The 25941-nt window shown below is 64.4% G+C and carries 22 protein-coding genes and 1 pseudogene; 10 read left to right on the top strand and 13 right to left on the bottom strand.

Going from position 1 to position 25941, the window contains the following annotated elements; translation table 11 throughout:
* Nucleotides 1-3: 3 nt before the first annotated feature.
* Nucleotides 4-1044, bottom strand: coding sequence for a LysR family transcriptional regulator (locus IVB23_RS03315; protein WP_061876493.1), 1041 nt, complete (start codon nt 1042-1044; stop codon nt 4-6).
* Nucleotides 1045-1115: 71 nt separating this feature from the next.
* On the opposite strand from IVB23_RS03315, the gene IVB23_RS03310 reads away from it, so the two are divergent.
* The 5 genes from IVB23_RS03310 to IVB23_RS03290 all read left to right on the top strand — a co-directional run bounded on the left by IVB23_RS03310 (nt 1116) and on the right by IVB23_RS03290 (nt 4723).
* Nucleotides 1116-1733 carry a hypothetical protein gene (locus IVB23_RS03310; protein WP_061876494.1) on the top strand — a complete coding sequence of 206 codons (618 nt, stop codon included), beginning with the start codon at nt 1116-1118 and terminating at the stop codon, nt 1731-1733.
* Nucleotides 1720-2340 (top strand): GNAT family N-acetyltransferase, encoded by a 621-nt coding sequence (locus IVB23_RS03305; RefSeq protein ID WP_061876495.1) that lies wholly within the window; start codon nt 1720-1722, stop codon nt 2338-2340. Before IVB23_RS03310 ends, IVB23_RS03305 begins: the two co-directional genes overlap by 14 nt.
* Nucleotides 2341-2365: 25 nt before the next feature.
* Nucleotides 2366-2929: an isochorismatase family protein gene (locus IVB23_RS03300; protein ID WP_247804739.1), complete on the top strand. Its 564-nt coding sequence runs from the start codon at nt 2366-2368 to the stop codon at nt 2927-2929.
* Between the two features lie 30 nt (nt 2930-2959).
* Nucleotides 2960-3139 (top strand): hypothetical protein, encoded by a 180-nt coding sequence (locus IVB23_RS03295; RefSeq protein WP_061876497.1) that lies wholly within the window; start codon nt 2960-2962, stop codon nt 3137-3139.
* 201 nt (nt 3140-3340) lie between these two features.
* Nucleotides 3341-4723: an aspartate aminotransferase family protein gene (locus tag IVB23_RS03290; protein ID WP_247802454.1), complete on the top strand. Its 1383-nt coding sequence runs from the start codon at nt 3341-3343 to the stop codon at nt 4721-4723.
* Between the two features lie 144 nt (nt 4724-4867).
* Here IVB23_RS03290 and rnd read toward each other — a convergent pair whose 3' ends face one another.
* From rnd to IVB23_RS03265, 5 genes are all read right to left on the bottom strand, one after another.
* The gene (rnd, locus tag IVB23_RS03285; protein WP_061876499.1) at nt 4868-6016 is read right to left on the bottom strand and encodes a ribonuclease D; all 1149 of its coding nucleotides are present in this window, start codon (nt 6014-6016) and stop codon (nt 4868-4870) included.
* Between the two features lie 411 nt (nt 6017-6427).
* A complete protein-coding gene (locus IVB23_RS03280; RefSeq protein WP_247802453.1) occupies nt 6428-7759 on the bottom strand; it encodes an ABC transporter substrate-binding protein in 1332 nt (443 codons plus the stop codon).
* Nucleotides 7760-7770: 11 nt separating this feature from the next.
* A complete protein-coding gene (locus IVB23_RS03275; RefSeq protein ID WP_247802452.1) occupies nt 7771-8640 on the bottom strand; it encodes a carbohydrate ABC transporter permease in 870 nt (289 codons plus the stop codon).
* Complete coding sequence (locus IVB23_RS03270) at nt 8637-9587, bottom strand: sugar ABC transporter permease (protein ID WP_061876502.1); 951 nt, start codon at nt 9585-9587, stop codon at nt 8637-8639. Before IVB23_RS03270 ends, IVB23_RS03275 begins: the two co-directional genes overlap by 4 nt.
* A gap of 1 nt (nt 9588) precedes the next feature.
* Nucleotides 9589-10437 carry a phosphodiesterase gene (locus tag IVB23_RS03265; protein WP_247802451.1) on the bottom strand — a complete coding sequence of 283 codons (849 nt, stop codon included), beginning with the start codon at nt 10435-10437 and terminating at the stop codon, nt 9589-9591.
* A gap of 187 nt (nt 10438-10624) precedes the next feature.
* Between IVB23_RS03265 and IVB23_RS03260 the strand changes: the two are divergent.
* Nucleotides 10625-11148 (top strand): annotated as a pseudogene (locus tag IVB23_RS03260) (transposase).
* 119 nt (nt 11149-11267) lie between these two features.
* On the opposite strand, the gene IVB23_RS03255 reads toward IVB23_RS03260, so the two are convergent.
* Nucleotides 11268-12740 (bottom strand): protein adenylyltransferase SelO, encoded by a 1473-nt coding sequence (locus IVB23_RS03255; protein ID WP_247802450.1) that lies wholly within the window; start codon nt 12738-12740, stop codon nt 11268-11270.
* A 189-nt stretch (nt 12741-12929) separates the two neighbouring features.
* Between IVB23_RS03255 and aspS the strand changes: the two genes are divergently transcribed.
* The gene (aspS, locus tag IVB23_RS03250; RefSeq protein ID WP_247802449.1) at nt 12930-14702 is read left to right on the top strand and encodes an aspartate--tRNA ligase; all 1773 of its coding nucleotides are present in this window, start codon (nt 12930-12932) and stop codon (nt 14700-14702) included.
* A 251-nt stretch (nt 14703-14953) separates the two neighbouring features.
* Here the strand turns inward: aspS and IVB23_RS03245 are convergent, their stop codons facing one another.
* Nucleotides 14954-16924, bottom strand: coding sequence for a hypothetical protein (locus tag IVB23_RS03245; protein WP_247802448.1), 1971 nt, complete (start codon nt 16922-16924; stop codon nt 14954-14956).
* 247 nt (nt 16925-17171) lie between these two features.
* Here IVB23_RS03245 and IVB23_RS03240 point away from each other — a divergent pair, with 247 nt between their 5' ends.
* The gene (locus tag IVB23_RS03240) at nt 17172-19481 is read left to right on the top strand and encodes an NADP-dependent malic enzyme (protein WP_247802447.1); all 2310 of its coding nucleotides are present in this window, start codon (nt 17172-17174) and stop codon (nt 19479-19481) included.
* 296 nt (nt 19482-19777) lie between these two features.
* Nucleotides 19778-20230 (top strand): DoxX family membrane protein, encoded by a 453-nt coding sequence (locus IVB23_RS03235; RefSeq protein WP_197966661.1) that lies wholly within the window; start codon nt 19778-19780, stop codon nt 20228-20230.
* On the opposite strand, the gene IVB23_RS03230 is transcribed toward IVB23_RS03235, so the two are convergent.
* The 5 genes from IVB23_RS03230 to IVB23_RS03210 all read right to left on the bottom strand — a co-directional run bounded on the left by IVB23_RS03230 (nt 20215) and on the right by IVB23_RS03210 (nt 25165).
* Nucleotides 20215-20922, bottom strand: coding sequence for a hypothetical protein (locus IVB23_RS03230; protein ID WP_346659133.1), 708 nt, complete (start codon nt 20920-20922; stop codon nt 20215-20217). The two genes, IVB23_RS03235 and IVB23_RS03230, sit on opposite strands and share 16 nt — an antisense overlap.
* Nucleotides 20923-21217: 295 nt before the next feature.
* On the bottom strand, nt 21218-21769 hold the full coding sequence (locus IVB23_RS03225; protein ID WP_247802446.1) for a dihydrofolate reductase: 552 nt from the start codon (nt 21767-21769) through the stop codon (nt 21218-21220).
* A 7-nt stretch (nt 21770-21776) separates the two neighbouring features.
* Nucleotides 21777-22805 carry a polysaccharide deacetylase family protein gene (locus tag IVB23_RS03220; RefSeq protein WP_247804737.1) on the bottom strand — a complete coding sequence of 343 codons (1029 nt, stop codon included), beginning with the start codon at nt 22803-22805 and terminating at the stop codon, nt 21777-21779.
* A 78-nt stretch (nt 22806-22883) separates the two neighbouring features.
* Complete coding sequence (locus IVB23_RS03215) at nt 22884-23537, bottom strand: glutathione peroxidase (RefSeq protein WP_247802445.1); 654 nt, start codon at nt 23535-23537, stop codon at nt 22884-22886.
* Between the two features lie 89 nt (nt 23538-23626).
* Entirely contained in the window at nt 23627-25165 is a 1539-nt protein-coding gene (locus IVB23_RS03210) for a L,D-transpeptidase family protein (RefSeq protein ID WP_247802444.1), read from the bottom strand.
* A gap of 209 nt (nt 25166-25374) precedes the next feature.
* Between IVB23_RS03210 and IVB23_RS03205 the strand changes: the two genes are divergently transcribed.
* The gene (locus IVB23_RS03205) at nt 25375-25923 is read left to right on the top strand and encodes a CreA family protein (protein WP_061876517.1); all 549 of its coding nucleotides are present in this window, start codon (nt 25375-25377) and stop codon (nt 25921-25923) included.
* The last annotated feature ends 18 nt before the right edge of the window (nt 25924-25941 follow it).

The following is a 25941-nucleotide window of genomic DNA, read 5'->3' as shown; positions in this document are numbered from 1 at the left end:
CGCTCAGGTCGGTGTTGCCGCGACATAGCCCGCCAATCCAAACCCCTCGCGCGCGGCCGTCATCATCGGCACCAGCGCATTCGGATGGATGAACGCGTCGCGGAAGCAGGGATAGGTCCTGGCGTCGAAGATCTTCTTCAGCCAGTCGACCACAACCTTGTGACGCTCGGAGGTGCGGAACTCCCTGTGATAGGTGAGCCAGAGATCGGCGTGGTGGCTGACGCCGAGATCGACGGCAACGAGCGACGCACCGAGTGCGATCGACACCGTCGGCAGGAAGCCGATGCCGGCGCCGCGTTCGACGGCATAGAGCACGCCGACCGACGAATTGGTCTTGATCCCGACGATGCCCTCGAGCGAGTGCAGCCCGAGCACACGGGCATAGGCGCCGTCGTCGACCTGCGGCGCGCTCTGCTTGATGATGCGGTGGTTCTTCAATTCGGCGAGCGTTGTCGGCACGCCGTAGAGAGTCTCGTACTCCTTGGAGACGAAGGGATAGATGTGGAGACGGCCGAGCTTGGCGACGATCAGATCGGGATTGGTCGGCGGCTCGAGCTGGATCGCGATATCGGATTCGAGCCGCGCGACGTCGGCCTGCTCCATCGCGCAGCGCAGGTCGACCGTGATCTTGCGGTAGGTCTTCTGGAAGTCGATCAGTCGCGGCAGGATCCAGAAATTCCCGGGGCCTTCCGTCACCGCGACGCGCACGGTGCCCGAGGTGTCGTTCGACGATCGCGAGGCGCGGCGGAAGATGTTGAAGGCATGACGCTCCATATGCGCAACGTCGGCGATCATTGCGGTGCCTTCATCGCTGAGCGTGAGTCCGCTCTGGTCGCGCAGGAACAGCTTGCACCCGATCCTCTCTTCGAGCCGATCGACGCGGCGCATCAAGGTCGTGGAGGTGAGCCCGAGCTCTTCGGCCGCATTGCGGAAACTTTTATATTTTGCGCACGCTAAAAACAGCTTCAAATCGTCCCAGGACGCATCCAGGGCTTCTTCACGGTGCTGCATCATCGCAGCACCCCGGTGCAATAACTGCTGCATACTCCTGATCCCCAACCGCTAAGCTCGTCGTCATAGCGGGGCACGAAAGCCTCGAACGATAGAGGCGTGACATGAGTATGGAAAGGGGCCCGTTTGCCGCAAGGCACGATTTCGATGCCTTGCCGCTGAGCCCGGATGTCGACGTGCGCTGTGCGCAATTCTCCGAAATCGCCGCGCTTTCGGATATGGCGCATCGGCTGGTGCCGGGCGTGCAGATCGGCGCAGCGGAGCTTGCGAGGTACTTCACGTTCGATCCTCAGAGCATCCTGACGTTCAGCCGGAAGGGCAGCCTCGTCGGCGGCATGGCCTTCCTGTTTCTCAATGATCGCGGACACGATGCGCTGCTGCTCGACGAGATCTGCCTCACCGCGCCCGAGACGCGCCATCTCGCGTCGGCGGACGAAGACGTCGCGGCCATCTACATCTGGGCGATCGCGGCGACGGGTCGCGGCATCGCCGGTCTCGGCAAGGCCGCGGCTCATCTGCGGCAGATAAGGTTTCGCGGCGCGGATTGCTATGCGCAGCCGTCAACGGTGGCCGGACGCGACATCATGAAGGCGACGGGCTTTGCGCCTGTCCCGAGCTTCCAACCCGACCTTTGGTGCTACGAGCGTCCCTGGCATCGGCAGCCGATGCGCATGCCAGGCGCGATCATCCAATCAAGGAGCTTTGCAGATGCACGGTACTAGGATTCCTCTCGCCAAGCCCTGTTCCCGCGCCATCACCATCCGCCTCGCGCGCGATCCGAACGATCTCATGCTGGTGACCGCCATCCGCTCGGCGGTTTATCTCGCCGAGCAGGATTGTCCGTTCGAGGAGGAATTCGACGGCAACGACATGGTCGCCGCGCATTTCATCGGCTTCGTCGGCAACGAGCCTGCGGGCTGCCTGCGGGTGCGGTTCTTCGGCGATTTCGCCAAGGTGGAGCGGCTCGCGGTGCGTCACCAATATCGGCGCTCGCGCGTCTCGTTCAAGCTGGTGCAGGCCAGCGTCGACTATGTGAAGCGCAAGGGCTTTCGCAAGATCTACGGCCAGGCGCAGGACCGGCTGGTCGATTTCTGGGCCCATTTCGGCGCCAAGCCGCTCGGTCACAACCGCAAGATCACGTTCTCGGATTTCTCCTACACAGAAATGTTGCTGGAGATCGAGCCGGGTCCGGACGCCATCACGCTGGAGAGCGATCCCTATGTGATCATCCGTCCCGAGGGCGATTGGGACCGGCCGGGCGTGCTTGATGCCTCGGCGGGGCGGGCGGTGACCTCACCGCTGCGGGACCTCGCATTTGCCGACCGTTGAAACTGGTGCAGCTGCGCGCAACGAGATGCTGGCTTCCATGCATGATGATCCGCCGATACTGGTCTGTGCGGATCTTCAGGTCGAATATCTGACGCCGGGCCGTCGCCATGTCGTCCTCGACGCCGATGCGGTGACGGCGCGTTGCCTGGAACTCCTCACGCTGTGGCGCAGCAATTTGTGGCCGGTCATGCATCTGAAGCGTATCGCGCAAGCGGCCTGGTTCAATCCGGCATCCGGGCTGACCGATTGGATCGCGGAAACCAAGCCGCGGCCGGGGGAGATGACGTTCGAGCACCCGCTGCCGTCCGCCTACAGCTCGTCGCGGTTTGTAGACTACATGTCCAGTATCCGCACCACGCGCTGCATTCTGATCGGCTTTTCCCTAGACGAGACCATCCTGGCCACCGCCGTCGACGGGTTTCATCGCAGCCATCGCTACCAGGTCGTCACTGACGCCGCGGCCTGCCGGCAGCCGGGCACGGACGATGCCGCCGCCTACAGGCATGCGGTAGTGAATGTCATCGGAAACTTTGCTACAATGCAGTCCAGCGCCGAACTGATCAGAACCAGCGGCGCCGTTGCGGTGTAGGCGTCCGCAACCGGCGGATGGGGTGAGAGATTGTCACGGGGGGAGGAGCTCAAGGAGCTGGCGAGCGATCTGTCGCGTGCCGCCGAGAGGGCGCGCAGGCTTGGTCTGCCCACGACCCTCTACTTGCTCTCGATGGCGCTGGTGGAGGTGCGGGAAGCCAGTGCCGCCGCGGCCGACGACGAGGACGATGGCGACGACGGCGCGGCGTGAGAGCTGCCACCGTGCGGCTCTGTGATGTGCGGTCCTGTCATGTGCGGATTTGTGACATGCGGCTTTGTGCATCGCTGCTGAGCGTTTGCTGCCGACGAATTGGCGTTGCATGTTTTGCGCTGTCGCAATAGCCAAGGTACTTGCCATCAAGTGATGACGCCGGCTCTGCCTGCGACGTGACGCTTTCAAGGATCTTCGCAAATGTCCATGCTGCCCAATTCGCAAGAGGCCCGGGATGTAGCCTATCAGCTCCATCCCTACACCAACGCGCGCACGCATCAGCAGGCTGGCCCCCTCGTGATCGAGCGCGGCGAGGGGCCTTATGTCTTCGACGCGACGGGCAAGCGCTATTTCGAAGCGATGGCCGGCCTGTGGAGCGTCGGGCTCGGCTTCAACGAGAAGCGGCTGGTCGAGGCGGCGCACAAGCAGATGCAGGCGCTGCCGTTCTACCACACCTTCTCCGCCAAATCGCACGGGCCCTCGATCGACCTCGCCGAGAAGCTGGTCGCGCTCGCGCCTGTTACGATGAGCAAGGTGTTCTTCACCAATTCCGGCTCTGAGGCGAACGACACGGTGTTGAAGCTGATCGCCTATCGCTCCAACGCGCTCGGTCAGCCCCAGCGGAAGAAGGTGATCAGCCGCCTGCGTGCCTATCACGGAGTCACCATCGCCTCCGCGAGCCTCACCGGCCTTCCGAACAACCACCGCTCGTTCGACCTGCCGCTGCCGAACATCCTGCACACGGGCTCGCCGCATTTCTACAAGGACGGCGCCCCCGGCGAGAGCGAGGAGGATTTCGCGACGCGCCGCGCCGAGGAGCTCGATGCGCTGATCCAGAAGGAGGGGCCTGACACGATCGCCGCCTTCTTCGGTGAGCCGGTGATGGGAGCAGGCGGTGTCATCGTGCCGCCGGCGACCTATTGGGACAAGATCCAGAAGGTGTTGAAGAAGTACGACATCCTGCTGATCGCCGACGAGGTGATCTGCGGCTTCGGCCGCACCGGCAAGATGTTCGGCTGCGAGACCTATGGCATCAAGCCGGACGCGATCGTGGTCTCCAAGCAGATCACCTCGAGCTATTTCCCGCTGTCGGCGATCATCCTCAACGACCGCATGTTCGAGCCGATCGCGGACGAGAGCAACAAGATCGGCGTGCTCGGCCACGGCTTTACCGCGGGCGGCCATCCGGTCGGCTCGGCGATTGCGCTGGAGAACCTCAAGATCATCGAGGAGCGCGGCCTGGTCGCGCATGCCGCCGAGCTCGGCGGCTACATGCAGGGCAAGCTGCGGGAGCTGGCGAGCCACCCGCTGGTCGGCGAGGTCCGCGGCGTCGGCATGATCGCAGCGCTCGAGCTCGTGCTCGACAAGGGCCGCAAGACCGCCGCCAGCACGCCGGGCGCCGTGGGCGGCATCGCCAGCCGCATGCTCCAGGAGCGCGGTGTGATCTCGCGCAACATGCTGGATGCCATCGCCATCTGTCCGCCGCTGATCACGACCAAGGCCCAGATCGATGAGCTGGTCGGAGCGATCTCCGGCGTGCTGAATGACATGAAGGGCGAGGTGGCGAAGCTGACGCCGGCGTAAGGCTCTCTCCCCGTCATTGCGAGGAGCCCGCGCGAAATCGCGAAGCGATTTTGCGCTGGCGACGAAACAATTCAGACTGTCTCCGCGGAAAGACTCTGGATTGCTTCGCTTCGCTCGCAATGACGCTGCGGAAGCAGCCGACAGCTACGCCCGCTGCACCCCGATCACGCGGCCCTTCTCGATCGCCAGCGCCAGCTCGCCGCGCTTCAGTTTCAGCGCGGCATCGCCGAACAGCTCGCGGCGCCAGCCGCGCAAGGCCGGTACATCCGCTTCGTCGTCCGCCGCGATCTCTTCGAGATCGTCGACGGTCGCGATGACCTTGCTTGCGACCGCATGGCGCTCCGCGGTCATCCGCAGCAGCACCTTCAGCAGCTCGACGATGGCGGCGCCGTTGGAGTTGTTGCGCGGTTTCTCCAGCTTGGGCAGCTTGGTAAAGTCCCGCGCCAGCCCGCGCTCGACCGCGGCGATGATGTCCGCGCCCCATTTGGATTTCTCGAAGCCCTTCGGCACCGAGCGCAGATGGGCGAGCTTCTCGAGCGTGGTCGGCGCGTGGGTTGCGATGTCAGTGATCGCCTCGTCGCGCAGCACGCGGCCGCGCGGCACGTCGCGGCTCTGCGCCTCCTGCTCGCGCCAGGCCGCGATCTCCATCAGCACCGCGAGATCCTTGGGCTTGCGGACCCGCGTCTTCAGCCGCTCCCAAGCGCGCTCGGGGTGGAAGTCGTAGGTGCGGGGCGAGGTCAGGACCTCCATCTCGATGGAGACCCATTCGCTGCGGCGGCGCTTCTTCAGGTCGGCGTCGAGCGCGGCGAACACGTCGCGCAAATGGGTGACGTCGGAGACCGCGTAATGCATCTGCTCCTTGGTCAGCGGCCGGCGCGACCAGTCGGTGAAGCGGTGGGTCTTGTCCGGGCGGTGGCCGGTGACCTTCTCGACCAGCGCGTCATAGGCGATGCTGTCGCCGTAGCCGAGCACCATCGCAGCCACTTGGGTGTCGAACACCGGATGCGGGATGATATTGGCCTGGTGCCAGATGATCTCGATGTCCTGGCGGGCGGCGTGAAACACCTTCAGCACGCCTTCGTTGGCCATCAGCTCGAAGAACGGCTTGAGGTCGATCCCCTCGGCCAGGGTGTCGATGACAACGGCCTCCTCGGCGCTGGCCATCTGCACCACGCACAGCAGCGGGTAATAGGTGGTCTCGCGCAGAAACTCGGTATCGACGGTGATAACGGGGTGCTTGGCCAGCCGGCTGCAGGCAGCCGCGAGGTCAGCGGTGGTGGTAATCAAATCCATGAACGGCCCATGACACGTGATATCAGCCGTTCTGCCGAAAGTGCTGTGATGTCAAGGGGCTCGATGCGAATTCGAGCCTTGCTTTTGGGCCGGAGGCGCCATTTTCCGATGAAAATCCTATTCGTAGCGGACCCGCTGCGTGGATTTTCGCGCGCAGGGCAGCGCCACCACGAGGACGCACATGGCGACCAGAGCCAGTCCCAGGAACTCGATAACCAACAGATCCACGGCGAAACCTCCAGAAACATTGGTAGATTTGTCGGTGGCACGTTGAGGGTCTGTTAATTCTCGTGGTTACCGGCGGCGTGGGCAGCCGGATGGTGGACGGGGAGTTAATGGACAGACCCGCCCAAACGAATTCGGCGCCCCGCATGACGGAGCGCCGATGTTTGTTGCCGTTGTCGGCGGTCCTTACGGCAGCTTCAGCGAGGTCTCTGCGTTGTACGGCTTGAGCGTCTCGTCGGCGGCCTTCTGCGCGGCGGCGAGGGCTTCCTTCGGCTGCTTCTTGCCGTTCAGGACCAGCATCACCTCGTCCTCGAGGTTCTTGCGGACCGGCACGGTCTTGTAGGTCGCGAACCAGGGTTTTGCGACGTCGAGCTGCTCGACGGCGGTCTTCGCATCCGGGTTCTTGTTGAGGAAGTCGACCATGTCAGGCGTCTTGTAGGCGGCCATGTTCGGCGCGAAATAGCCGGTGGCGCGGCTCCACCAGGCGCTCTTCTCCGGCGAGGTCATCCACTTGATCAGCGTCCAGGCGGCCTTCTGCTTCTCCGCTTCGAGACCGGCCGGAACGATCAGCGAGGCGCCGCCGATCGGCACGGCGTTGCGGACGTTGCGCGGGATGAAGGCGACCTTGTAATTGAACTTGGCGTTGTCGCGCACGTAAGTGAGCGAGCCCGTCGACAGCATCATCATCGCGGCATTGCCGGAGATGAAGGAGGTGCTGACGGCAGGGCCGGGCGTCGCGCCGGGCGCGTGGACCTTGTGCTTGTAGACGAGGTCGTTCCACCAGGTGAGCGCACCGAGCATCGAGGGCGTGTCGTAATAGACCTCGCCGCCGAACTCCTCGTTGTAGTAGCGCCCGCCATTGCTCATGGTGAGCGTTTCCATCATCCAGCCGCAATAGTCGTAGGCGCAGGGGATCGCGATGCCCCATTGGGTCACCTTGTCGCCCTCGCGCTTGGTCAGCTTCTTGGCCCAGTCGGTGAGCTCGGCCCAGGTCTGCGGCGGCTTGTTCGGATCGAGGCCGGCTTCCTTGGCCTTGTCGGCGTTGATGTAGAGCAGCGGCGTCGAATTGTGGAACGGCACGCCGTAGACCGAGCGGTTGATCACGGCATTGCCCTGCAGCGCCGGGAAGAACTGGCCCAGGAATTTCTCCTTGGTGGTGCCGTCCGCAGCGATCAGGCTGTCGAGATTGGTGAGCTCGTTCTCGATCTGCATGTCGAGCAGGAAGTTCGCCGACATGATCACGGCAGCCGGCGGCTTGCCGGCCTTGATCGCGGCGCGCGTCTTGATCAGCGTGTCGTCATAGGAGCCGGTGTAGACCGCGGTCGCCTTGACGCCCGGATGGGTCTCGTTGAACTCCTTGATCAAGGTGCCCATGTCGCGGGCGAGCTTGCCGTCGACGGGGACGGGGAAGAACAGATCGATCTCGGTCGGGCCTTCGGCCATCGCCGGGACGGCGAGGGCGCCTGCCATGGTGCCTATCATGGCAAGGCCGAGCATGAGCCTGCGGGAGAACAGCATCGGACAATCTCCTATTTGATGCCTGAGGTGACGAAAGAGCTGATGAAGCGTTTCTGAAAGACCAGGAAGGTGAGGAGCAGCGGCGCGATCACCATCAGCGTGCCCGCGGCGATGGTGCCCCAGGCCTGCGTGCCTTCGGCGGTCTTGGTGAAGACCGAGAGTCCGACCGTGAGCGGCCGCTTGTCAGGCGAATTGATCACCATCAGCGGCCACAGGAAGTCGTTCCAGTGGCTGGTCACGGAGATGATGGCGAACGCGGAGAAGCTCGGCATCGACAGCGGCACGTAGATGTGGCGGATGCGCTGGAGCAGGCTGGCACCGTCGATCAGGGCGGCGTCTTCCAGCTCGGTCGGGATCGCTTCGAACGCCTGGCGCATCAGGAAGGTGCCGAAGGCGGAGGCGAAGAACGGCATCATCACGCCGGCGAGCGTGTCGTAGAGGCCGAGCTGCGCCACCAGCGACAGGTTCGGCACGATCAGCAGCACCGGCACCAGCATCAGCTGCATCAGGAACAGGTAGAAGATCACCGTCTTGCCGGCGAAGTCGAGGCGGGCGAAGGCAAAGCCCGCCAGCGTGATGGTGACGAACTGCACCAGCAGGATGCCGGTGCAGATGATCGTGGTGTTGAGCGTGTAGCGCGGGAAATCGCCGATCTCCCAGGCATCCCTGACATTGTCGAGCGTCGGCTTCAGGCTCGGCATCAGCTCGGCCATGGCGTTGATGCCGTCCGAGGCCGGGCGCAGCGTCGCCACGACCATCCACAGGAACGGGATCAGCCAGACCATCGCGAGCAGCACCGTCAGCAAAAAGCCGAGCTTCGGCGTGATCTCGCCCCTTGTGGCGAGCGGGGCGTCCTTCCAGAGCGTATCGATCAGCTTCATGACCCGCCCTCGCGGTTCGCCATGGTCCGGAAGGAGAGCGCGGTGAGGCCCATCAGCGCTGCCAGCGTCAGCAGCGTCGCCGCCGAGGCCTTGCCGATGTCGTAGTGCTCCACCGCCTGCTGGTAGATGTAGAACAGCACCAGATTGGTCGAATTTGACGGCCCGCCCTGGGTCATGACGAAGACGTGGTCGACCTGCGTCACGGCGTTGAGGATCGCGATGACGGTGACGAACAGGAAGGTGGGCTTGAGCTCCGGCAGGATGATGTGGCGCAGGCGCTGATATGGGCCCGCGCCGTCGAGATGCGCGGCTTCCATCACGTCCTCGGGTACGGCCTGGAGGCCGGCGAGGAAGAACAGCATGTAGTAGCCGGCGTTCTTCCAGATCGTGATGATCATGATCGCATAGAGCGCGATGTCGGGGTCTCCGAGCCAGTTCGGCAGCACCGGCAGCAGCCGGCCGATGTAGTAGTCGAGCAGGCCGACATTGGGCAGGAAGATGAACAGGAACAGCGCTGATGCCGCGACCATCGGAATCAGCACCGGCAGGAACAGCGCGGCGCGCAGCGCGCTGTTCACGGCATGGGTGCGCGCAAGCGCCAGCGCGAACAGCAGCGCGAGGGCGATGCTCGGCACCGCCGTGCCCACGGCGTAGATCAGGTTGTTGACGACGGCGCCGGTGAAGGCAGGATCGGCCAGCACCGATGCGATATTGTCGAGACCGACGAAGCGCAGCGGCGCCTTCGGCGTGGCGCGCTGATAGAGCGCATCGACGAGCACGCGGCCCATCGCGCCATAGGTGAACAGCGCGAGGAAGACCAGCGAAGGCAGCAGCAGCAGGTAGGCGGGCAACGAGGCTTTGAAGCGGTTGGAGAACCGCTTCAGGACGTGCAGACGCGGTGCCGCCGAAGTCGCGACCGGGAGAGCCGCGGGTTCAGCGAGGCTCATCTCATGGCGCTCGGAAATTGAGCGCGTAGTCGCGGCCGTCCACTCCCGCCGGTGGCTCGAAGGGGAAGCGCAGGCTGGTGTCGAGGAAGTCGTGGCTGTGCACGACGAGGTTCTCGTCGTCGATCAGCACGACGCCGTAGGCCGGCGGCTCGTGGCTGGCGAGGTGCGGCGCGCCCTGGTCGAGCTCGAACCAGACCTGGTGGTTGGTGCCGCGCAGGGTCGAGAACGGGATCCTGCCCCAGCTGCCGAAGATCGGCCGGTGCACATGGCCGAAGAAGAGATGGCGGATGCGCGCGCGATAAGGCGCGATCACCTCGGCGAATTCCGCGCTCTGCTTCAGCCCGATCTCATCCATCGCGTGCACGCCGACCGGGAACGGCGGATGGTGCATGAACACGACGAGCGGCATGTCCGCGGGCGCAGCCGCGAGCGTGCTCGCCAGCCAGCCGAGGCGCTTGGCACACATCTCGCCGGCATGGCTGGTCTCGTCCAGGGTGTCGATGAAGACGAACAGGCCGTGCTCGGTGGTGCGCGTGCCCTGGACGAAGCCGTTGGAATCGCGCGGCGCGGCCTTCAGCGCATCGAGGCAGGTGACGCGCTTGTCGTGATTGCCGACCATGGCGATGTAAGGCATCTTCAGCGCGGCCATCGCCTCGGCGAAATTGGCGTAGGATTCCGGCTCGCCCCAATGCGTGAGATCGCCGGTCACCACAGCAAACGCAGCGTCGGACTGATGCTTGTTGATGTCGGCGATCGCCGCATCCAGCCGGGCGCGGGGGTCGAGGCCATAGAGCGTCGAGCCGGGATTCGCGAGATGCGTGTCGGTGAGGTGGATGAATTTGAAGGGCATGGCGCGCTGTCGGAACGGTTGGAGGATGGACGTCTCCGGCAGACGACCCTGACAGGCGGTTAGAGCGCGTGTGTTTCAGTTTGATGACAGCGGTTCCGGCGTCCACAAGCGCCGATGTCGTAGGGTGGATTAGCGAAGCGTAATCCACCTCCTGTGAGCCAACTTCCAGTTGTGCTATTGATGGCTCATGTCCGACTATCGCCGCGCATTCGTCCCCGGTTCTTCACCGTAAACTTGCTCGATCGACGGAAGGGTCTTTTGATCGACCGGATCGAGATCCTGCGGGACGCGGTCGCAGCAACGCGCCGGAGCCATCCGTTCGAGATCGATGCGTTCGTGGTCCTGCCGGATCATCTGCACGCAATCTGGAAACTGCCGTCCGGTGACGCCGATTTTTCGGTGCGCTGGCGGTTGATCAAGACCCGTTTTGCCAAAGCACTTCCGGCGACGGAGCGGCTGAGCGCTGTTCGTTTCGCACGGAATGAACGCGGCATCTGGCAGCGGCGGTTCTGGGAGCATCTCATCCGCGACGAGGCCGACTATGCCCGCCACGTCGAGTATTGTTATTATAATCCCGTCAAGTACGGGCATGTGTCGCGGGTCTGCGAGTGGCCATACTCGTCGTTTCACCGTGACGTCCGCGCGGGATTGTTTCCCGAGGATTGGGGCGGTGACGTGAAGGCAGTCGGCGACTTCGGAGAACGGGCGTGATTGGTGCGACAGCTCGTAGGGTGGATTGGCGAAGCGCAATCCACCTCTTTCTAACCGCGTGTTGACAGAAATGGTGGATTACGCCTGCGGCTAATCCACCCTACGCACTGAGTTTGCGGCTACGTCCCGCAGAACGTCTGCAGCACCCGCTGGTCCGGCAGCGGCGGATCGGCGTAGGCCGCATATTCCGGCTGGTCGTCGAACGGCTTCGCCAGCACCTTCACCAGCTCCTCGAACGGCGCGTAATCGTCGTCGTTCACCGCCGCCTGGATCGCGGCTTCGACGCGGTGATTGCGCGGGATGAAGATTGGGTTGACGGCATGCATAGCGGCCTGCCGCTCGGCGGCGGTTTGCGGCTCCAGCGCGATGCGGGCGCGCCAGCGGGCGGCCCATTCGTCGAAGGCTGCGGGCTCCATGAACTGGGCGCGCACGTCGGCGGCGTCATCGCCGGCGGCCTCACCCAGCTTGCGGAAGGTGAGGGTGAAGTCGGCCTGGTTCTTGGCCATGGCATCCAGCAGGTCCTGGATCAGCGCATCGTCGCCGTCACGCTCCGTGAACAGGCCGACCTTCCTGCGCAGGCCGGCCTGATAGGCAGCGCTGAACGTGTCCGAGAAGGCGCCAAGAATGTCCTGGGCTTCCGCGACCGCCTTCTCCTGTTCGTCGGAGAACAGCGGCAGCAGGCATTCGGCGAGGCGCGTCAAATTCCACAGCGCGATGCGCGGCTGGTTGGCATAGGCGTAGCGGCCCATCTCGTCGATCGAGGAAAACACCTGCGCGGGGTTGTAGGCGTCCATGAAGGCGCAGGGGCCGTAGTCGATGGTCTCGCCTGATATCGACGTGTTGTCGGTGTTCATCACTCCGTGGATGAAGCCGACCAGCAGCCAGCGCGCCACGAGCTCGGCCTGGCGCGCGACGACGGCGGCAAGCAAATCGTGATAGGGGCGCTCGGCCTGGAGCAGGTCCGGATAGTGGCGGGTGATCACATGGTCGGCGAGCCGGCGCACCGCTTCGGTGTCCCGGCGGACGGCGAAGAACTGGAAGGTGCCGACGCGGATGTGGCTGGAGGCGATGCGGGTCAGCACAGCGCCGGGCAGCGCGGTCTCGCGGATGACGTGCTCGCCGGTGACGACGGCGGCAAGCGAGCGCGTGGTCGGGATGCCCAGCGCGTACATCGCTTCGCTGACGATGTATTCGCGCAGGACCGGACCCAGCGCGGCGCGGCCGTCGCCGCGGCGGGAGAACGGGGTGGGGCCAGACCCCTTGAGCTGGATGTCGCGGCGGATGCCGTTTTTGTCGATGACCTCGCCGAGCAGGATGGCGCGGCCGTCGCCGAGCTGGGGCACGAAATGCCCGAACTGGTGGCCGGCATAGGCCATGGCGATGGGATCGGCGCCGGCGGGAACCGTCTTGCCGGCCAGGATCTCGGCGCCCTCAGGGGTTTCCAGCAGGTCCGGATCCAGCCCGAGCTGGATTGCCAGCGGCCGGTTCAGCTTGATCAGCCGGGGGGCGGCGACCGGGGTCGGCGCGACGCGGGCAAAGAAGCTGTCCGGCAGCGCCGAATAGGAGTTCTGGAAGGGGAAATGTACCGTCATAGGCTCAAGATAGGGCTGGAACGCTTGATGGCAAAGGCTCGGCCCCTGAAAATGGGCACTTCCAGCTCAAAACAGGGCGTTCCCTTGGTTGCCGCCTTGGTCCTAGCGAGGTAAACCCTGCCGCAACTTCGGACCGGCCGTGACAGGCCGTTCGATTCGCATCCTCCGACATTGATTTTTGGGACGACCATGCATCGCTACCGGTCACATACATGCGGCGCGCTCCGCGAGAGCAACATCGGCGAGACGATCCGCCTCTCGGGCTGGGTCCATCGCGTTCGCGACCATGGCGGCGTGCTGTTCATCGACCTGCGCGACCATTACGGCCTGACCCAGTGCGTGGTCGACCCGGACTCGCCGGCGTTCTCGCTGGCCGAAAAGCTGCGCTCGGAATTCGTGGTCAAGATGGATGGCAAGGTCCGCCGTCGCCCCGAGGGCACCGACAATGACGATCTGCCGACCGGCAAGGTCGAGGTCTATGTCAGCGAGATCGAGGTGCTGGGCCCGGCCGGCGACCTGCCGCTGCCTGTCTTCGGCGACCAGGAATATCCCGAAGACATCAGGCTCAAATATCGCTTCCTGGACCTGCGTCGCGAAAAACTGCACCAGAACATCATGACGCGCGTCGAGATCATCAAGTCGATGCGCCGGCGCATGGAGGGGCAGGGCTTCTTCGAATTCAACACGCCGATCCTGACCGCGTCCTCGCCGGAAGGCGCACGCGACTTCCTGGTGCCCTCGCGCATTCATCCCGGCAAGTTCTACGCACTGCCGCAGGCGCCGCAGCAGTACAAGCAACTGCTGATGATGTCGGGCTTCGACCGCTATTTCCAGATCGCGCCCTGCTTCCGCGACGAGGACCCGCGCGCCGACCGTCTGCCCGGCGAATTCTACCAGCTCGACGTCGAGATGAGCTTTGTCACGCAGGAAGACGTGTTCGCGGCGATGGAGCCGGTGATCACCGGCGTGTTCGAGGAGTTCGCGAAGGGCAAGCCGGTCAGCAAGAACTGGCGCCGGATTCCGTTCGCCGAAGCCTTGCGCAAATACGGCAGCGACAAGCCGGATTTGCGCAATCCCATCGAGATGCAGGACGTCTCCGAGCACTTCCGCGGAAGCGGCTTCAAGGTGTTCGCGCGCATGCTCGAGGATCCCAAGAACCAGGTGTGGGCGATTCCGGCACAGGGCGGCGGCAGCCGGGCGTTCTGCGACCGCATGAATTCATGGGCGCAGGGCGAAGGCCAGCCCGGCCTCGGCTACATCATGTGGCGCGAGGGCGGCGAGGGCGCAGGCCCCCTTGCGAACAACATCGGGCCTGAGCGCACCGCGGCGATCCGCGTGCAACTCGGCGTGAAGGAGGGCGATGCCGCCTTCTTCGTCGCCGGTGATCCCGACAAGTTCTGGAAATTCTCAGGCCTTGCCCGCAACAAGGTCGGCGAGGAATTGAACCTCACCGACAAGGAGCGGTTCGAGCTCGCCTGGATCGTCGATTTCCCGATGTACGAGTACAACGAGGACGACAAGAAGGTCGACTTCTCGCACAACCCGTTCTCGATGCCGCAGGGCGGCCTGGAGGCGCTGAAGGGCCAGGATCCGCTGACCATCAAGGCGTTCCAGTACGACATCACCTGCAACGGCTACGAGATCGCCTCTGGCGGCATCCGCAACCATGTGCCGGAAGCCATGGTCAAGGCGTTCGAGATCGCAGGCTATGGCGAGCAGGAAGTGGTCGACCGCTTCGGCGGCATGTACCGCGCCTTCCAGTACGGCGCCCCGCCGCATGGCGGCATGGCCGCCGGCGTCGACCGCATCGTGATGCTGCTCTGTGGCACCACGAACTTGCGCGAGATCTCGCTATTCCCCATGAACCAGCAGGCCATGGACCTCCTGATGGGCGCCCCGTCGGAAGCCACGACGAAGCAGCTCCGCGAGCTGCACATCCGGGTGAACCTGCCGCAGAAGTGAGGCTTTCGCCTCTCCCCGCTTGCGGGTGAGGCCGCGTCGCATCGAAGATGCGGGGCGGTGAGGGGAATTCTCCGCGAGTCGATCTGGCTGATATTGGGTCCGCTCCCTCCACCGTCATTGCGAGCGAAGCGAAGCAATCCAGAATCGTTCCGCGGAGGGACTCTGGATTGCTTCGTCGCAAGGGCTCCTCGCAATGACGGGGAGGGACTTACGCCAGGCCAGCTGCCGCCTCTTCGCAGTGATAAGCGCCGCTACAGCCCCGTCGACGCCTCGATCCTGAACTGCGCCAGCGCGCTCTCCGGGTCGCTTTGCGAAAGCTGCATCAATTGCATCAGCGAGACCTTGGCGCGGGGCGTGAGCTTGATGGTCAGTGTCTGCCCCGACGTCTCGACGAAGCCGGCCAGCGCATCCACCGCCATCCTCACGTCGGCATTGGACGCCGCGATCCTCTCGCCTTGCGCCCGGATCGTCTGGACGATGGCGCTGCGCGCGGCGTCGCGGCTGACATTCTGCATGCGCGAGAACTGCGCGACGACGAGATCGACGACGCCGCTGTCGCGCAAGGAGAGCTCGATCGCACCGGTCTCGACCTGCGCCGCCTGACCCATCGCCTGCACTGGGTTGGTCGTGGTGAACAGGCCGCGCGGCACATTGGCGAGCGCGAAGCGGGCTTGCGCCTTGGCGAGGTCGCCGAGCTCGATGCTCGCCGGCGCGAGCGCGAACGCGCCGGACGATTCCGTCCAGGCGGCGCCGAGATCGAGGTCGATCGCGAGCTTGTCGACACCCGCCATGATCAGCGGCCGTAGCGCCGGATTGGCGGTATCCGTGGGCGTGACCATCTTCACGACCAGATTGGCCTTGCTGGGGATCGAGCCGACCAGCTGGCCCCAGTTCAGGCTGATTGTATCGATGGTAACGAATTGACGCGTGTTCTTGTATGGTGAGACGACGCCCTTGATCTCGGCGCCTTCGAGTACCCGGAACAGGCCCAGCATCTGGTCGGGCGAGGGCGGCTTTCCGGGACTGCTGAGACCGGAGGCCCAGCGCATGAAGTTCGGCATGCTGAAGGATTTGAGCGCGAAGCGCTCCATCTTGAACTGACCCTGCGGCGAGGGTGCATCGACGCCCTCGATTGCGAAGTCGCCCTGCCGGTAGCGGATCGCGTTGATCTTCCCGGTTCCCTGCGGTGTGCCGATCGAGGTCTTGCCGATCTCGGCCTTGCCGACGCGAATGCCGTCGTAGAATCCAGCGACCTTCTCCATCAGCTCGCGCGTTTGCGCCTGCGTTGGCGGGGTCGACTTGTCCTGCGGCAGCATGGCAAACATCTCGAACAAACGGAGCCTCGACGGCTGCACGTCGATGTCTTCCATGGCGAAGCCGTCGATATCCATACGCAGGCCCAGCGCGGACTTCAGCACATAAGGGCCGCTCGAGATTTGCCGGTAGACCCGGCGGTAGCTGTCGTCACCGCTCGCTTGTGGATCGAGTGCGGCGAGGATCGGGGTCGAGTCGAAATCGTTGACGATGAGGGTCGAGATCTCGCCAGTCAGCTTGTCCGCGTTGCCCGGCTGCGTCACGTTGATCGTGAAGGTGGCGCGGTCCGTCTTCATCGCATCGACCTTGCCGCGGCCGAGATTTTGCAGCGCGAGGCCGGAATAGAGCACTTCACCGCTGCCGCCGCTGCTGCCGGCGTCGAAATTGATGTTGATGGACGGGACCGTCACGGACGTTGCCGTCACGCTCGCGAACTGGACAAGCACGAACCGGTACGCGTCGATCAGAGAGCTCGATGTCGGTATGTTTTGAACGTGGAGGGAACCTGCATAGTCGCGCAGTGTCGTCTGCGGGACCTTGTAGGCCACTTTCAACTTGCCGGGGCCGACGTCGTCCAACGCAATCTCGACACCCGTGATGTCGATGCTGTCGGCCGAGAACCTGGCATCATCGATCAAGTGGACGCCTGTGCCCTTGATGCCGGCGATCTTGATCTTCGCCTGCGGCTGGTGGGCAGGCTCGACCGCGATGTCCTCGATCGTCAGCGTCCGGGTCGCGAACTCGAACGTGATCTTGCCATGGCTGGCCTTGCCGCCGCCCGCGCGCATCTGCTCGAAGGCTGCCTCGACCTCGCTGGTGGCCCGGTGCTGGACGTAGAGATTGAAGCCGAACCATCCGCCCGCGCCGAGCACGGCTGCCATGATCAGGCCGATCAGGATTCGCTTCATTCCCGGCTCCAGTTGCTCGTTCTACACCGCGCAACCTGCCATATTCGGCAAACGCCGCGCGGTCCAGGGAAAGCTATGGTTTTCAGACAGTTGACTGCGCGCCCTGTTGATGGGGTCGCAATCGGATGTTGCCACCGGGGCACCCGGCGTGCTTCATCCCGTTTCCATGACCCGGAAATACCGTTTCGCTTGGGCGGCAGCTCCGGATCATGCATTTTGATGCCGGTAACGTGAGGCGAGACTCCGCATGTCGTCCTATTCTGATGATCTCCACCAGGCGGCGCTGGCCTATCATCGTCTGCCGCGCCCCGGAAAGCTCGAGATTCAGGCAAGCAAGCCGCTCGCCAACCAGCGCGATCTTGCGCTCGCCTATTCTCCGGGCGTTGCCGCCGCCTGCACCGAGATCGCCAAGAACCCGGCCGAGGCGGCCACGCTCACCACCCGCGCCAACCTGGTCGCGGTGGTCTCCAACGGCACCGCGGTGCTCGGCCTCGGCAATATCGGCCCGCTGGCCTCCAAGCCGGTGATGGAAGGCAAGGCGGTCCTGTTCAAGAAATTCGCCGGCATCGATGTGTTCGACATCGAGATTGCCGCCGACACCATCGACCGTGTGGTCGAGACGGTGGCGGCGCTCGAGCCGACCTTCGGCGGCATCAATCTGGAAGACATCCGCGGACCGGAGTGTTTCGAGATCGAGACGCGCCTGAAGGAGCGCATGAAGATCCCGGTCTTCCATGACGACCAGCACGGCACCGCCATCATCGTCGCCGCGGCGATCACCAACGGCCTCAGGCTGAACGGCAAGAAGCTGTCGGAGGTCAAGATCGTGGCCTCGGGGGCAGGGGCCGCCGCGCTCGCTACGCTGAACCTGCTCGTCTCGATGGGCGCACAGCGGAAGAACATCTGGGTCTGGGACATCGACGGTCTCGTGCATGAGGGGCGCAACACCTCGATGGACCGCTGGAAGGCGGTCTATGCGCAGAAGACCGACAAGCGCACGCTCGCCGACGTCATCGGCGGCGCCGATATCTTCATCGGGCTCTCGGCACCCGGCGTGCTCAAGCCCGAGATGGCCAAGGCGATGGGTGACAAGCCCTTGATCATGGCGCTCGCCAATCCCGTGCCGGAGATCATGCCGGAAGAGGCGCGGAAGGCGCGCCCCGACGCCATGATCTGCACCGGCCGCTCGGACTATCCGAACCAGGTCAACAACGTCCTCTGCTTTCCCTTCATCTTCCGCGGCGCGCTCGACGTCGGCGCCACCGCGATCAACGAGGAGATGAAGCACGCCGCCGTCGAGGCCATCGCGCAGCTCGCGCGCGAGGCGCCGTCGGATGCGGTCGCGCAGGGTTTTGACACGGGCGAGACCCAAGGGTTCGGCCCGGGCTCGCTGATCCCGAGTCCGTTCGACCCGCGCCTGATTCTGCGCATCGCGCCGGCTGTCGCCAAGGCGGCGATGGAGTCGGGTGTCGCGACGCGACCCATCACCAATTTCGACGAGTACACCGCGCTGCTCGAGCGCTTCGCCTTCCGCTCCGGCCTCGTCATGAAGCCGATGTTCGCCAAGGCCAAGACCCAGCCGGTGCGGGTGATCTATGCCGAAGGCGAGGACGAACGCGTGCTGCGCGCGACGCAAGTCGTGCTGGAGGAGAACCTGGCGCGGCCGATCCTGGTCGGCCGTCCTTCTGTCGTGGAGGCGCGCATCAAGCGCTTCGGGCTCTCGATCCGCGCCGGCAAGGACTTCGACCTGGTCAATCCCGAGGACGATCCGCGCTACCGCTCCTATGTGCAGTCTTATGTCGAGGTCGCGGGCCGCCGCGGCGTCACGCCGGATGCCGCCCGCACGGTCGTGCGCACCAACAACACCGTGATCGCGGCGCTCGCGGTGACGCGTGGCGAGGCGGATGCCATGCTTTGCGGCGTCGAGGGCCGCTACATGAGCCATCTGCGCCATGTCCGCGAGATCATCGGCTTCTCGCCGGGGATCAGCGACTACGCGGCGCTTGCGCTGCTGATCACCAGCAAGGGCGCCTTCTTCATCGCCGACACGCAGGTTCGGCCCAACCCGAGCGCGGAAGAGCTCGCGGAGATCGCATCGCTCGCCGCGGTCCACGTGCAGCGCTTCAACATCAAGCCGAAGATCGCCTTCGTCTCGCACTCGGATTTCGGCAGCTACGACACCGAATCCTCGCGCAAGATGCGGCGGGCGACCCAGCTGTTGAAGGAGAAGCATCCGGAGATCGAGGCCGACGGCGAGATGCAGGGCGACACCGCACTCTCCGCCGCCGCGCGAAGGATGGTGCTGCCGCACTCCAAGCTGGAGGGCGAGGCCAACATCATGATCATGCCGACCCTCGACACCGCCAACGTCGCCTATCAGATGATCAAGTCGCTGGCGGACGCGCTCCCCGTCGGCCCGATCCTGGTCGGCCCGGCGCACCCCGCGCATATCCTGACGCCGTCGGTGACTGCGCGCGGCATCCTCAACATGACGGCTGTCGCCGTCGTCGAAGCCCAGGAGCGCGCGGCGAGGCAGCAGCCGACGTTGTTTACCTGAGACGGTCGCCGACGCTGCTTCGCCTCTCCCCGCGCGCGGGGAGAGGCCGGAATTTGCGACAGCAAATTCCGGGTGAGGGGGAGTCTCCGCGAATCCAGCTCTCACCGCGATTGCGGAAGCAGCCCCTCACCCCAACCCTCTCCCCGTAAGAACGGGGCGAGGGAGCGCAGCGCCCGAGCCTCTCGATCTCAATCTTTTCAAAACGGTTCTCCATTTCCCCGTTTGTAAACCGGCGCACGACTCTTCATAATCTCTTCAAGCGTTCCGTGCTGTAGCGCTTTGCCAAGAGGCCGATCATGCCAGCGTTCGTGACTTTCGGGCGAATCCTGTTCGCCGTGCTGTTCATCTACACGGGCGCGACCAAGCTCTTTGCCATCCAGGAGACTGCCGACTTCATCGCCACCAGGGTCGTGGTGCCTGATGTCATCGCGCCTTACGCCACGCAGGTCGAGACGGCGACGGCCATGACCACGCCGCAGCTGCTGGCGATCGCGGTCGGCGGACTCGAGGTCATCGCAGGGCTGATGATCGCGCTGAATTTCGGCGCGCGCTTCTTCGCGATGCTGCTGATCATCTACGTCGCCGTCGCGACCGTCCTGTTCTACGATTTCTGGAACCAGACCCCGCCGGACAACGCCAAGATGCTGGTCGACGCGCTCAAGAACCTGTCGATCATCGGCGCGCTCTGCATGATCATCGGCTACGGCCGCACCACGCGTCCGGCAGAGGCGGCCTACGGCGACGTGTAGCGATCAATGCGCCCTTGGGGGCGCGATCTCGCGCATCCAGCGGGAAATCGTTGCGCTGCTCGTTGCATCACCACCGATTGACATTCGTCGAGCGTCATGCGGGGCGCAAATTCGACCAGGGCGGTGAGATGTCCCGCCAGCAGCCTTGCGATCACGCTGCTGCCGGACAGGACCAGGCCGTGCAGGTCATCGACTCGCAAGAGATGGGTGCCGAACATCGGGCGCGGCACGACCAGCGTGACATTCTCGAAAGCCGTCGCCTTGGTCTCCAGAGTCTGGGCAAGGTCGAACAGGCAGATGTCGCCGGCGCGCACACGGATCGGCCGGGTGCCGGCGACCCCGTCGTAGCCACCCTTGAGATAGAGCTGGAGAATGATGTGGTCGACGCCGCTGCGCGCAATCGTTTCGGGGGTGCGGCGGAAACGCTGGCCGCTGGCACGGCTCAGCCCGATCAGCACCGGCCCCATGGCGTAGGAGCTGAGGTCGGCGCGAAACGGGACCGGTTCATCTGCGGCGAGCTCATCGACCTCGAACAGCGTGGCGACGGCTTCCCGCCACGCTGCGACGTTCGCCTCCGTCTCCATCTGATCGGCGCTGAAGCCGAATGCCGGCAGCAGGGACGATATCAGGGCGACATCATCATTCAATCCGGAGGCGTCCGTCGGACCTGTGGTCGTGCAGTCGTCGCTCATTCTGGCCGCGGTCAGTTTTGCGCTTTTGTCTCAGTCTATTTATGCGGTGTGTCTCAGTTGTCGGCTCGTATTGACGCCGCGCCTGGGACGTTGGCTATAGCGCCACGACCGCCGTCGGGGCCGATTATCAGGTCTCGGCAAATATGCTAGCCGGCTTTGCGCTGGCCGGCGGCGGGACCAATTTTAGCTCACAAAACCAGCAAGATACCAAATGGTATTCTGTTGCCGGTACTGTGCATGGGGTTGTTTTTCCAGTTTTGAGTTGGAGCCAGGCCGCGTCGCCGCTGTCGAGAGGTTAACCCGGCCGCCACGGGGTCACGGTCACCTCATGCGCCGCGTCGAGGAGATACGGCGCACCCGGCTTCATCCCGTGCGCAGCCAGCACCTCGTGAGGCGTCCGCTGGGGTACGCCGACGAAGCATCCCTCGCCGCCGGGCAGCCGCACATGCGGGGCCTCCGAGAGCCAGAACGTGTCGTAGCGGTCCATGAACAGGTCGAACACGAGTGGACCGCCGATGATGGCGATCATGCCGGAGGCGACGTCCGCGAAGGCGCAGGCCTCATCGAAGCTCGCGTGCTCAGGATTCCACAGCGTCGCATTCGGCATCTCCGGGTCGACGGTGAGGTCCCTGATCTTGCGGGTCAGGATCAGCCGCTTGCGCTTCGGCGAATTCGGCTGCTGCTCGTGCGAGTGCCGGCCATGCACGATCAGCGCGGCGCGATCGAGCGCCTGCTCGAAGAACAGCTTGTCGGCTTCGAACTTCAGGCTGTCGGGCATGACGCGATCGGCGTCGGCAAGCATGCCGTCCGCCGAGACGATGACGTAGCCTTCGATACGGAAAGACAACGGCCTTCTATTCGGAAACGGTCGTCACCACGGAATTGACCGGGCGCTGGCTCACCGTCGGCAGCTTGGCGTCCTTGAGCAGCTCCTGGTCGTATTCCGGCAGCGTCGATGCCGGGAACTTGGCGCGCATCGCCACCACCTTGTACCCGCCGGCCTTCAGCCGCTTGAGCAGCTCGGGCAGGGCCTCCGCGGTGTGCTTTTGGAAGTCGTGCATCAGGATGATGCCCTTGCCCTTGGTATCGAGCTTCTTCATCACGGTCTCAACCACCTTCTCGGGCTTGGAGGCCTTGAAGTCGAACGAGTCGATGTCGCAGGAGAAGATCGCGACATTGCGGTTGCCGAGATAGGTAACCATCTCCGGCGGATGCTGGAGCGCCGGAAAGCGGAAGAACGGCGAGGGCGAGATGCCGCCGAGCGCCCATCTCACGGCGCTGAAGCCCTTCTCGATCTCTTCCTTGCGCTGCGCTTCGGTGAGCTTCTTGTTGTTGAGGTTGGCGTGCGACCAGGTGTGAGCGCCGACGGTATGGCCGGCCGCGTAGACCTGCTTCAGGATCTCCGGCTCATAAGTCGCGTGCTTGCCGATGGAGAAGAAGATGCCGGTGGTGCACTCGTCGGCGAGCGCCTTCAGCACCGCGGGCGTGTTGCGCGGCCAGGGGCCGTCGTCGAAGGTCAGCACCACCTCCTTGTCGCGCAGGAAGTCGAGCTCCTTGAAATGCTCGAAGCCGAAGCCGGGACCGCCCGTGGTATCGATCTCGACGGTGCGGGCGACGCCGAGCGCGCCCGGCGTGTTGCAGGCCGCGCGCGCCGGCTGCGGCGGCTGCTTGGGCGGAGGCGGATTGACGAACCCTGCTGGCGCGGCGCCTGTCGCGGGAGCGGCGGCGGCCGGAGCCGTCGCGGGCGCCGATGCGACCGGCGTCGCCGCCGGTGCGGTTTGCGTCGCAGCTGCCGGCTTCGCGGCCGGTGTCTGCGACCATGCTGCGCCTGTCATCGCAACCGACATCGCGCCTGCCAGAATCAGTCCTGCCGCCACACGCATGGTGTTGTCCTCGAGATTGGCCCCGTTGTCCCGCCGCGGCTTTTCGCCTGCGGCAAAACCCATCCTGCCCAAACGATCCTAGCCTAGATGGTGGGCCATCGCCATTGCAACGGCTGTTTGACGCCCGGCCACAATTGTGCCCAGCCGGATGCGGCGCTTGCGTGAACTGTCGGCCAGCGCCCTGGCAATGTCCGTTTTGATTCGCGTGTCGGCCGGTTCGACCGCGGACGCAAAGATGTCGGCGATATAGCCGTCGCGGCCGATCAGGTATTTGTGGAAGTTCCACCTCGGAACTTCCTTCGGTCGCGCCTCGGCGGCCCATTTGTAGAATGGATGCGCTTTCGCTCCGACCACCACGGCCTTGGCCGTAACCGGGAAGGTAACACCATATTGGTGATGCGCGGTCTCCGTGATCTCGTTCGCGCCGCCGGGCTCCTGGGCCCCGAAGTCGTTGGAAGGTACGCCGATCACGGTGAGCCCGCGGGGACGGAATTCGTTCCATAGCTCTTGCAGGCCGGCATATTGCGGCGTGTAGCCACAGAGCGAGGCGGTGTTCACCACCAGCAGCGGTTTGCCGGTGAACGCGGCGAGGCGGATGTCGTCGCCAGACAATGCGGGGAAGGAGAAGGCGTAGGCCGAGATCCGGCTCATGCCGCCATCGGCGAAAGTGCGTGCTGCCGGCGCGATGGCGCCTGCAACCGTTGCGACGAGCATGGCCCTGCGATTCATCATGACGGCGTCCCCCGAAATGATCCGGGCAGCATGTTACCCCGCCGGCACGATCGGACTGCTCAACACCGCGTTATCGGGAGCGACGAAGCCTAGTACAGGCGGACGATGAAATCGGTGCCTTCGCCGGTCTCGCCCTGGTTGATGCCCTGGTCGGAGACGATGATCGAGCCGCCGGATGTCAGCATCTCGTTGATCCTCGCCATGGTCTCCGCGGGGATCGAGATGCGGTCGAGGGCCTCGGCCGGGCTGTCCGGCGTGACCACGGGCCTGACGGCGACGGGGATCACTGCGGCGCCACGCTGGCCGCGCGCGAGGCGGCTGTCGTCCGCGCGTGCCGCGGAACGGGCGGAGACGGGCAGCGACACCACCGACCAACGCAGCGAATTGGCATCGGCCTTGTCGACTTCGGCGGTGAAGACATGCGTGCCGAGCGGCCGGTCGCTCGCGGCGATCGTGACGGGGACCTCGAACAGCGGCGCAAAATTCTGCCGCACATAGAGCTTGGAATCCTTGCGGCTGATGAAGACGGCAATCTGGCCGGCCCGCTTGGGCGTTTCCGGTTTTGCAACTGGCGCCGGGTCAGCAACGCGGGTCTCGTCCTTCTTTGCGTCGGGCGAAGCAGTCATTGTCGGCGCCGTGGCCGGCGCATTGGGCGTCTTCGCGGAGTCCACCGCCTCCGTCTTGACCGGTTCGGCTTTGACCGCCTCGACCTTATCGGCGGGTTTGTCGTCGTGACCTGGCTTGATCGTACCGGATGCCTCGGCCGTCTTGGCCTTATCGGCCGGTGCGACGGCTTCCTGGCGTGCGGGCGCTCTGCCAGTGGTCACATCCGACATCACGGCGTGGCCGACCGACGCGCGCAGCTCGAGCATGCTGTCAGCGCTTGCAGTCTTCGTCTCCACGGGATTGGCTTCGGCGGCGCCCTTGTCGCCCTTCTCGCCGACCGTAGTCGTCTGCGGCTCGAGGCTCGCCACGGGTTGCGGCGGCACGCGCACGGAGGCGAGCAGGGGATGCGAGAAGCTGTGCGGCGTCATCTCGCCGGGCGCAACGATGACGCGCGCGCCCATCCTGGTCCAGTTCCACATCTTCACCGCGAACGACGTCGGCATGCGGATGCAGCCGTGCGAGGCCGGGTAACCCGGCAACACGCCGGCATGCATGGCGACGCCGGACCAGGTGATCCGCTGCATGTACGGCATCGGCGCGTCGCTATAGATGTTGGAGCGGTGGAATTTGTGCTTCTGGATGACGCTGAACACACCCATCGGCGTCGAATGACCCTTCATGCCGGTCGACACCGGGGATTCTGCGAACGCGCCCTTGCTGTCGTAGACCGTCACCTTCTGCCGGTCGATCGATACGACGATGACGAGCGGTCCTTGTGGCTTGGTGCCGGCTTCCTTCTCGGCGACTTCCTTCTTGCCGACTGTCTGGCGCTTCTGCGGCTTCTGGCGCAGTGGCTCGGGACGCTGCCGGACGTAATAGGAGCCGTCGGAATAATCCGTCCAATAGTAGAACGCCGCGTCTGCGTGGCTAGTCGTGCCGATCGCACCCGCCGCCGTCAAAATGGCGACCTGCCAAAGCCGCACCGACTTGGCGGAAGAACCCGACCCATTCACGCTATTCATCCTCGAATCCACAATTCCAAATCAGACGTTAGTCTCGCAAGGAGGATACGCGTTCACCAGCAGGGTGGTTCTGCGATCAGCTACTTTTGTCCAAGCCGTAGCAGAAAAGCCTCACGGAGCGGTAAACGGCGGCCGCGCCGGGCTGGCTGTCGTCTTCCTGTCGGGCCTTCGCGTTCCTACATTGCGGAGACGTGTTACCGGAGAACTTCATGTCATCTCGTTTCCCCGGTCTTTCGGGCATCCGCTTGAAAGGCCTCGCTTTATTCCTCCTGGCTCTAACTGCGCCAATGGCGTCGGCATCCGCCGCCGACGAGCCCGATCTGATCTTCCGCCGCTCGACCGTGTTCAAATGGATGAGCCCGAACGACAAGCTCGCGACCTATGGTCTCGACGATCCGGAAGTCGAGGGCGTCGCCTGTCATTTCACGGTGCCGGAGAAGGGGGGCTTCAAGGGGTGGCTGGGCCTTGCCGAGGAGGTCTCGGACATCTCGCTCGCCTGCCGCCAGGTCGCACCGATCAGGTTCAAGAACAAGATGGAGCAGGGCGACGACATGTTCCGCCAGCGGCGCTCGCTGTTCTTCAAGAAGATGCAGATCGTGCGCGGCTGCGACGCCAAGCGCAACGTGCTGGTCTACATGGTCTATTCGGACAAGCTGATCGAGGGGTCGCCCAAGAACTCGACCTCGACCGTGCCGATCATGCCGTGGGGACCGGCAGACGCGAACGTCCAGAAGTGCGGCGAGTTCTTCACTCAGTGACGCCCTAGCGTTCACTCA

It is taken from the genome of Bradyrhizobium sp. 191 (assembly GCF_023100985.1).
Classification (GTDB): domain Bacteria; phylum Pseudomonadota; class Alphaproteobacteria; order Rhizobiales; family Xanthobacteraceae; genus Bradyrhizobium; species Bradyrhizobium diversitatis.
Note: the sequence above shows the minus strand (reverse complement) of the source record. Positions and strands in the feature narration are given on the sequence as shown.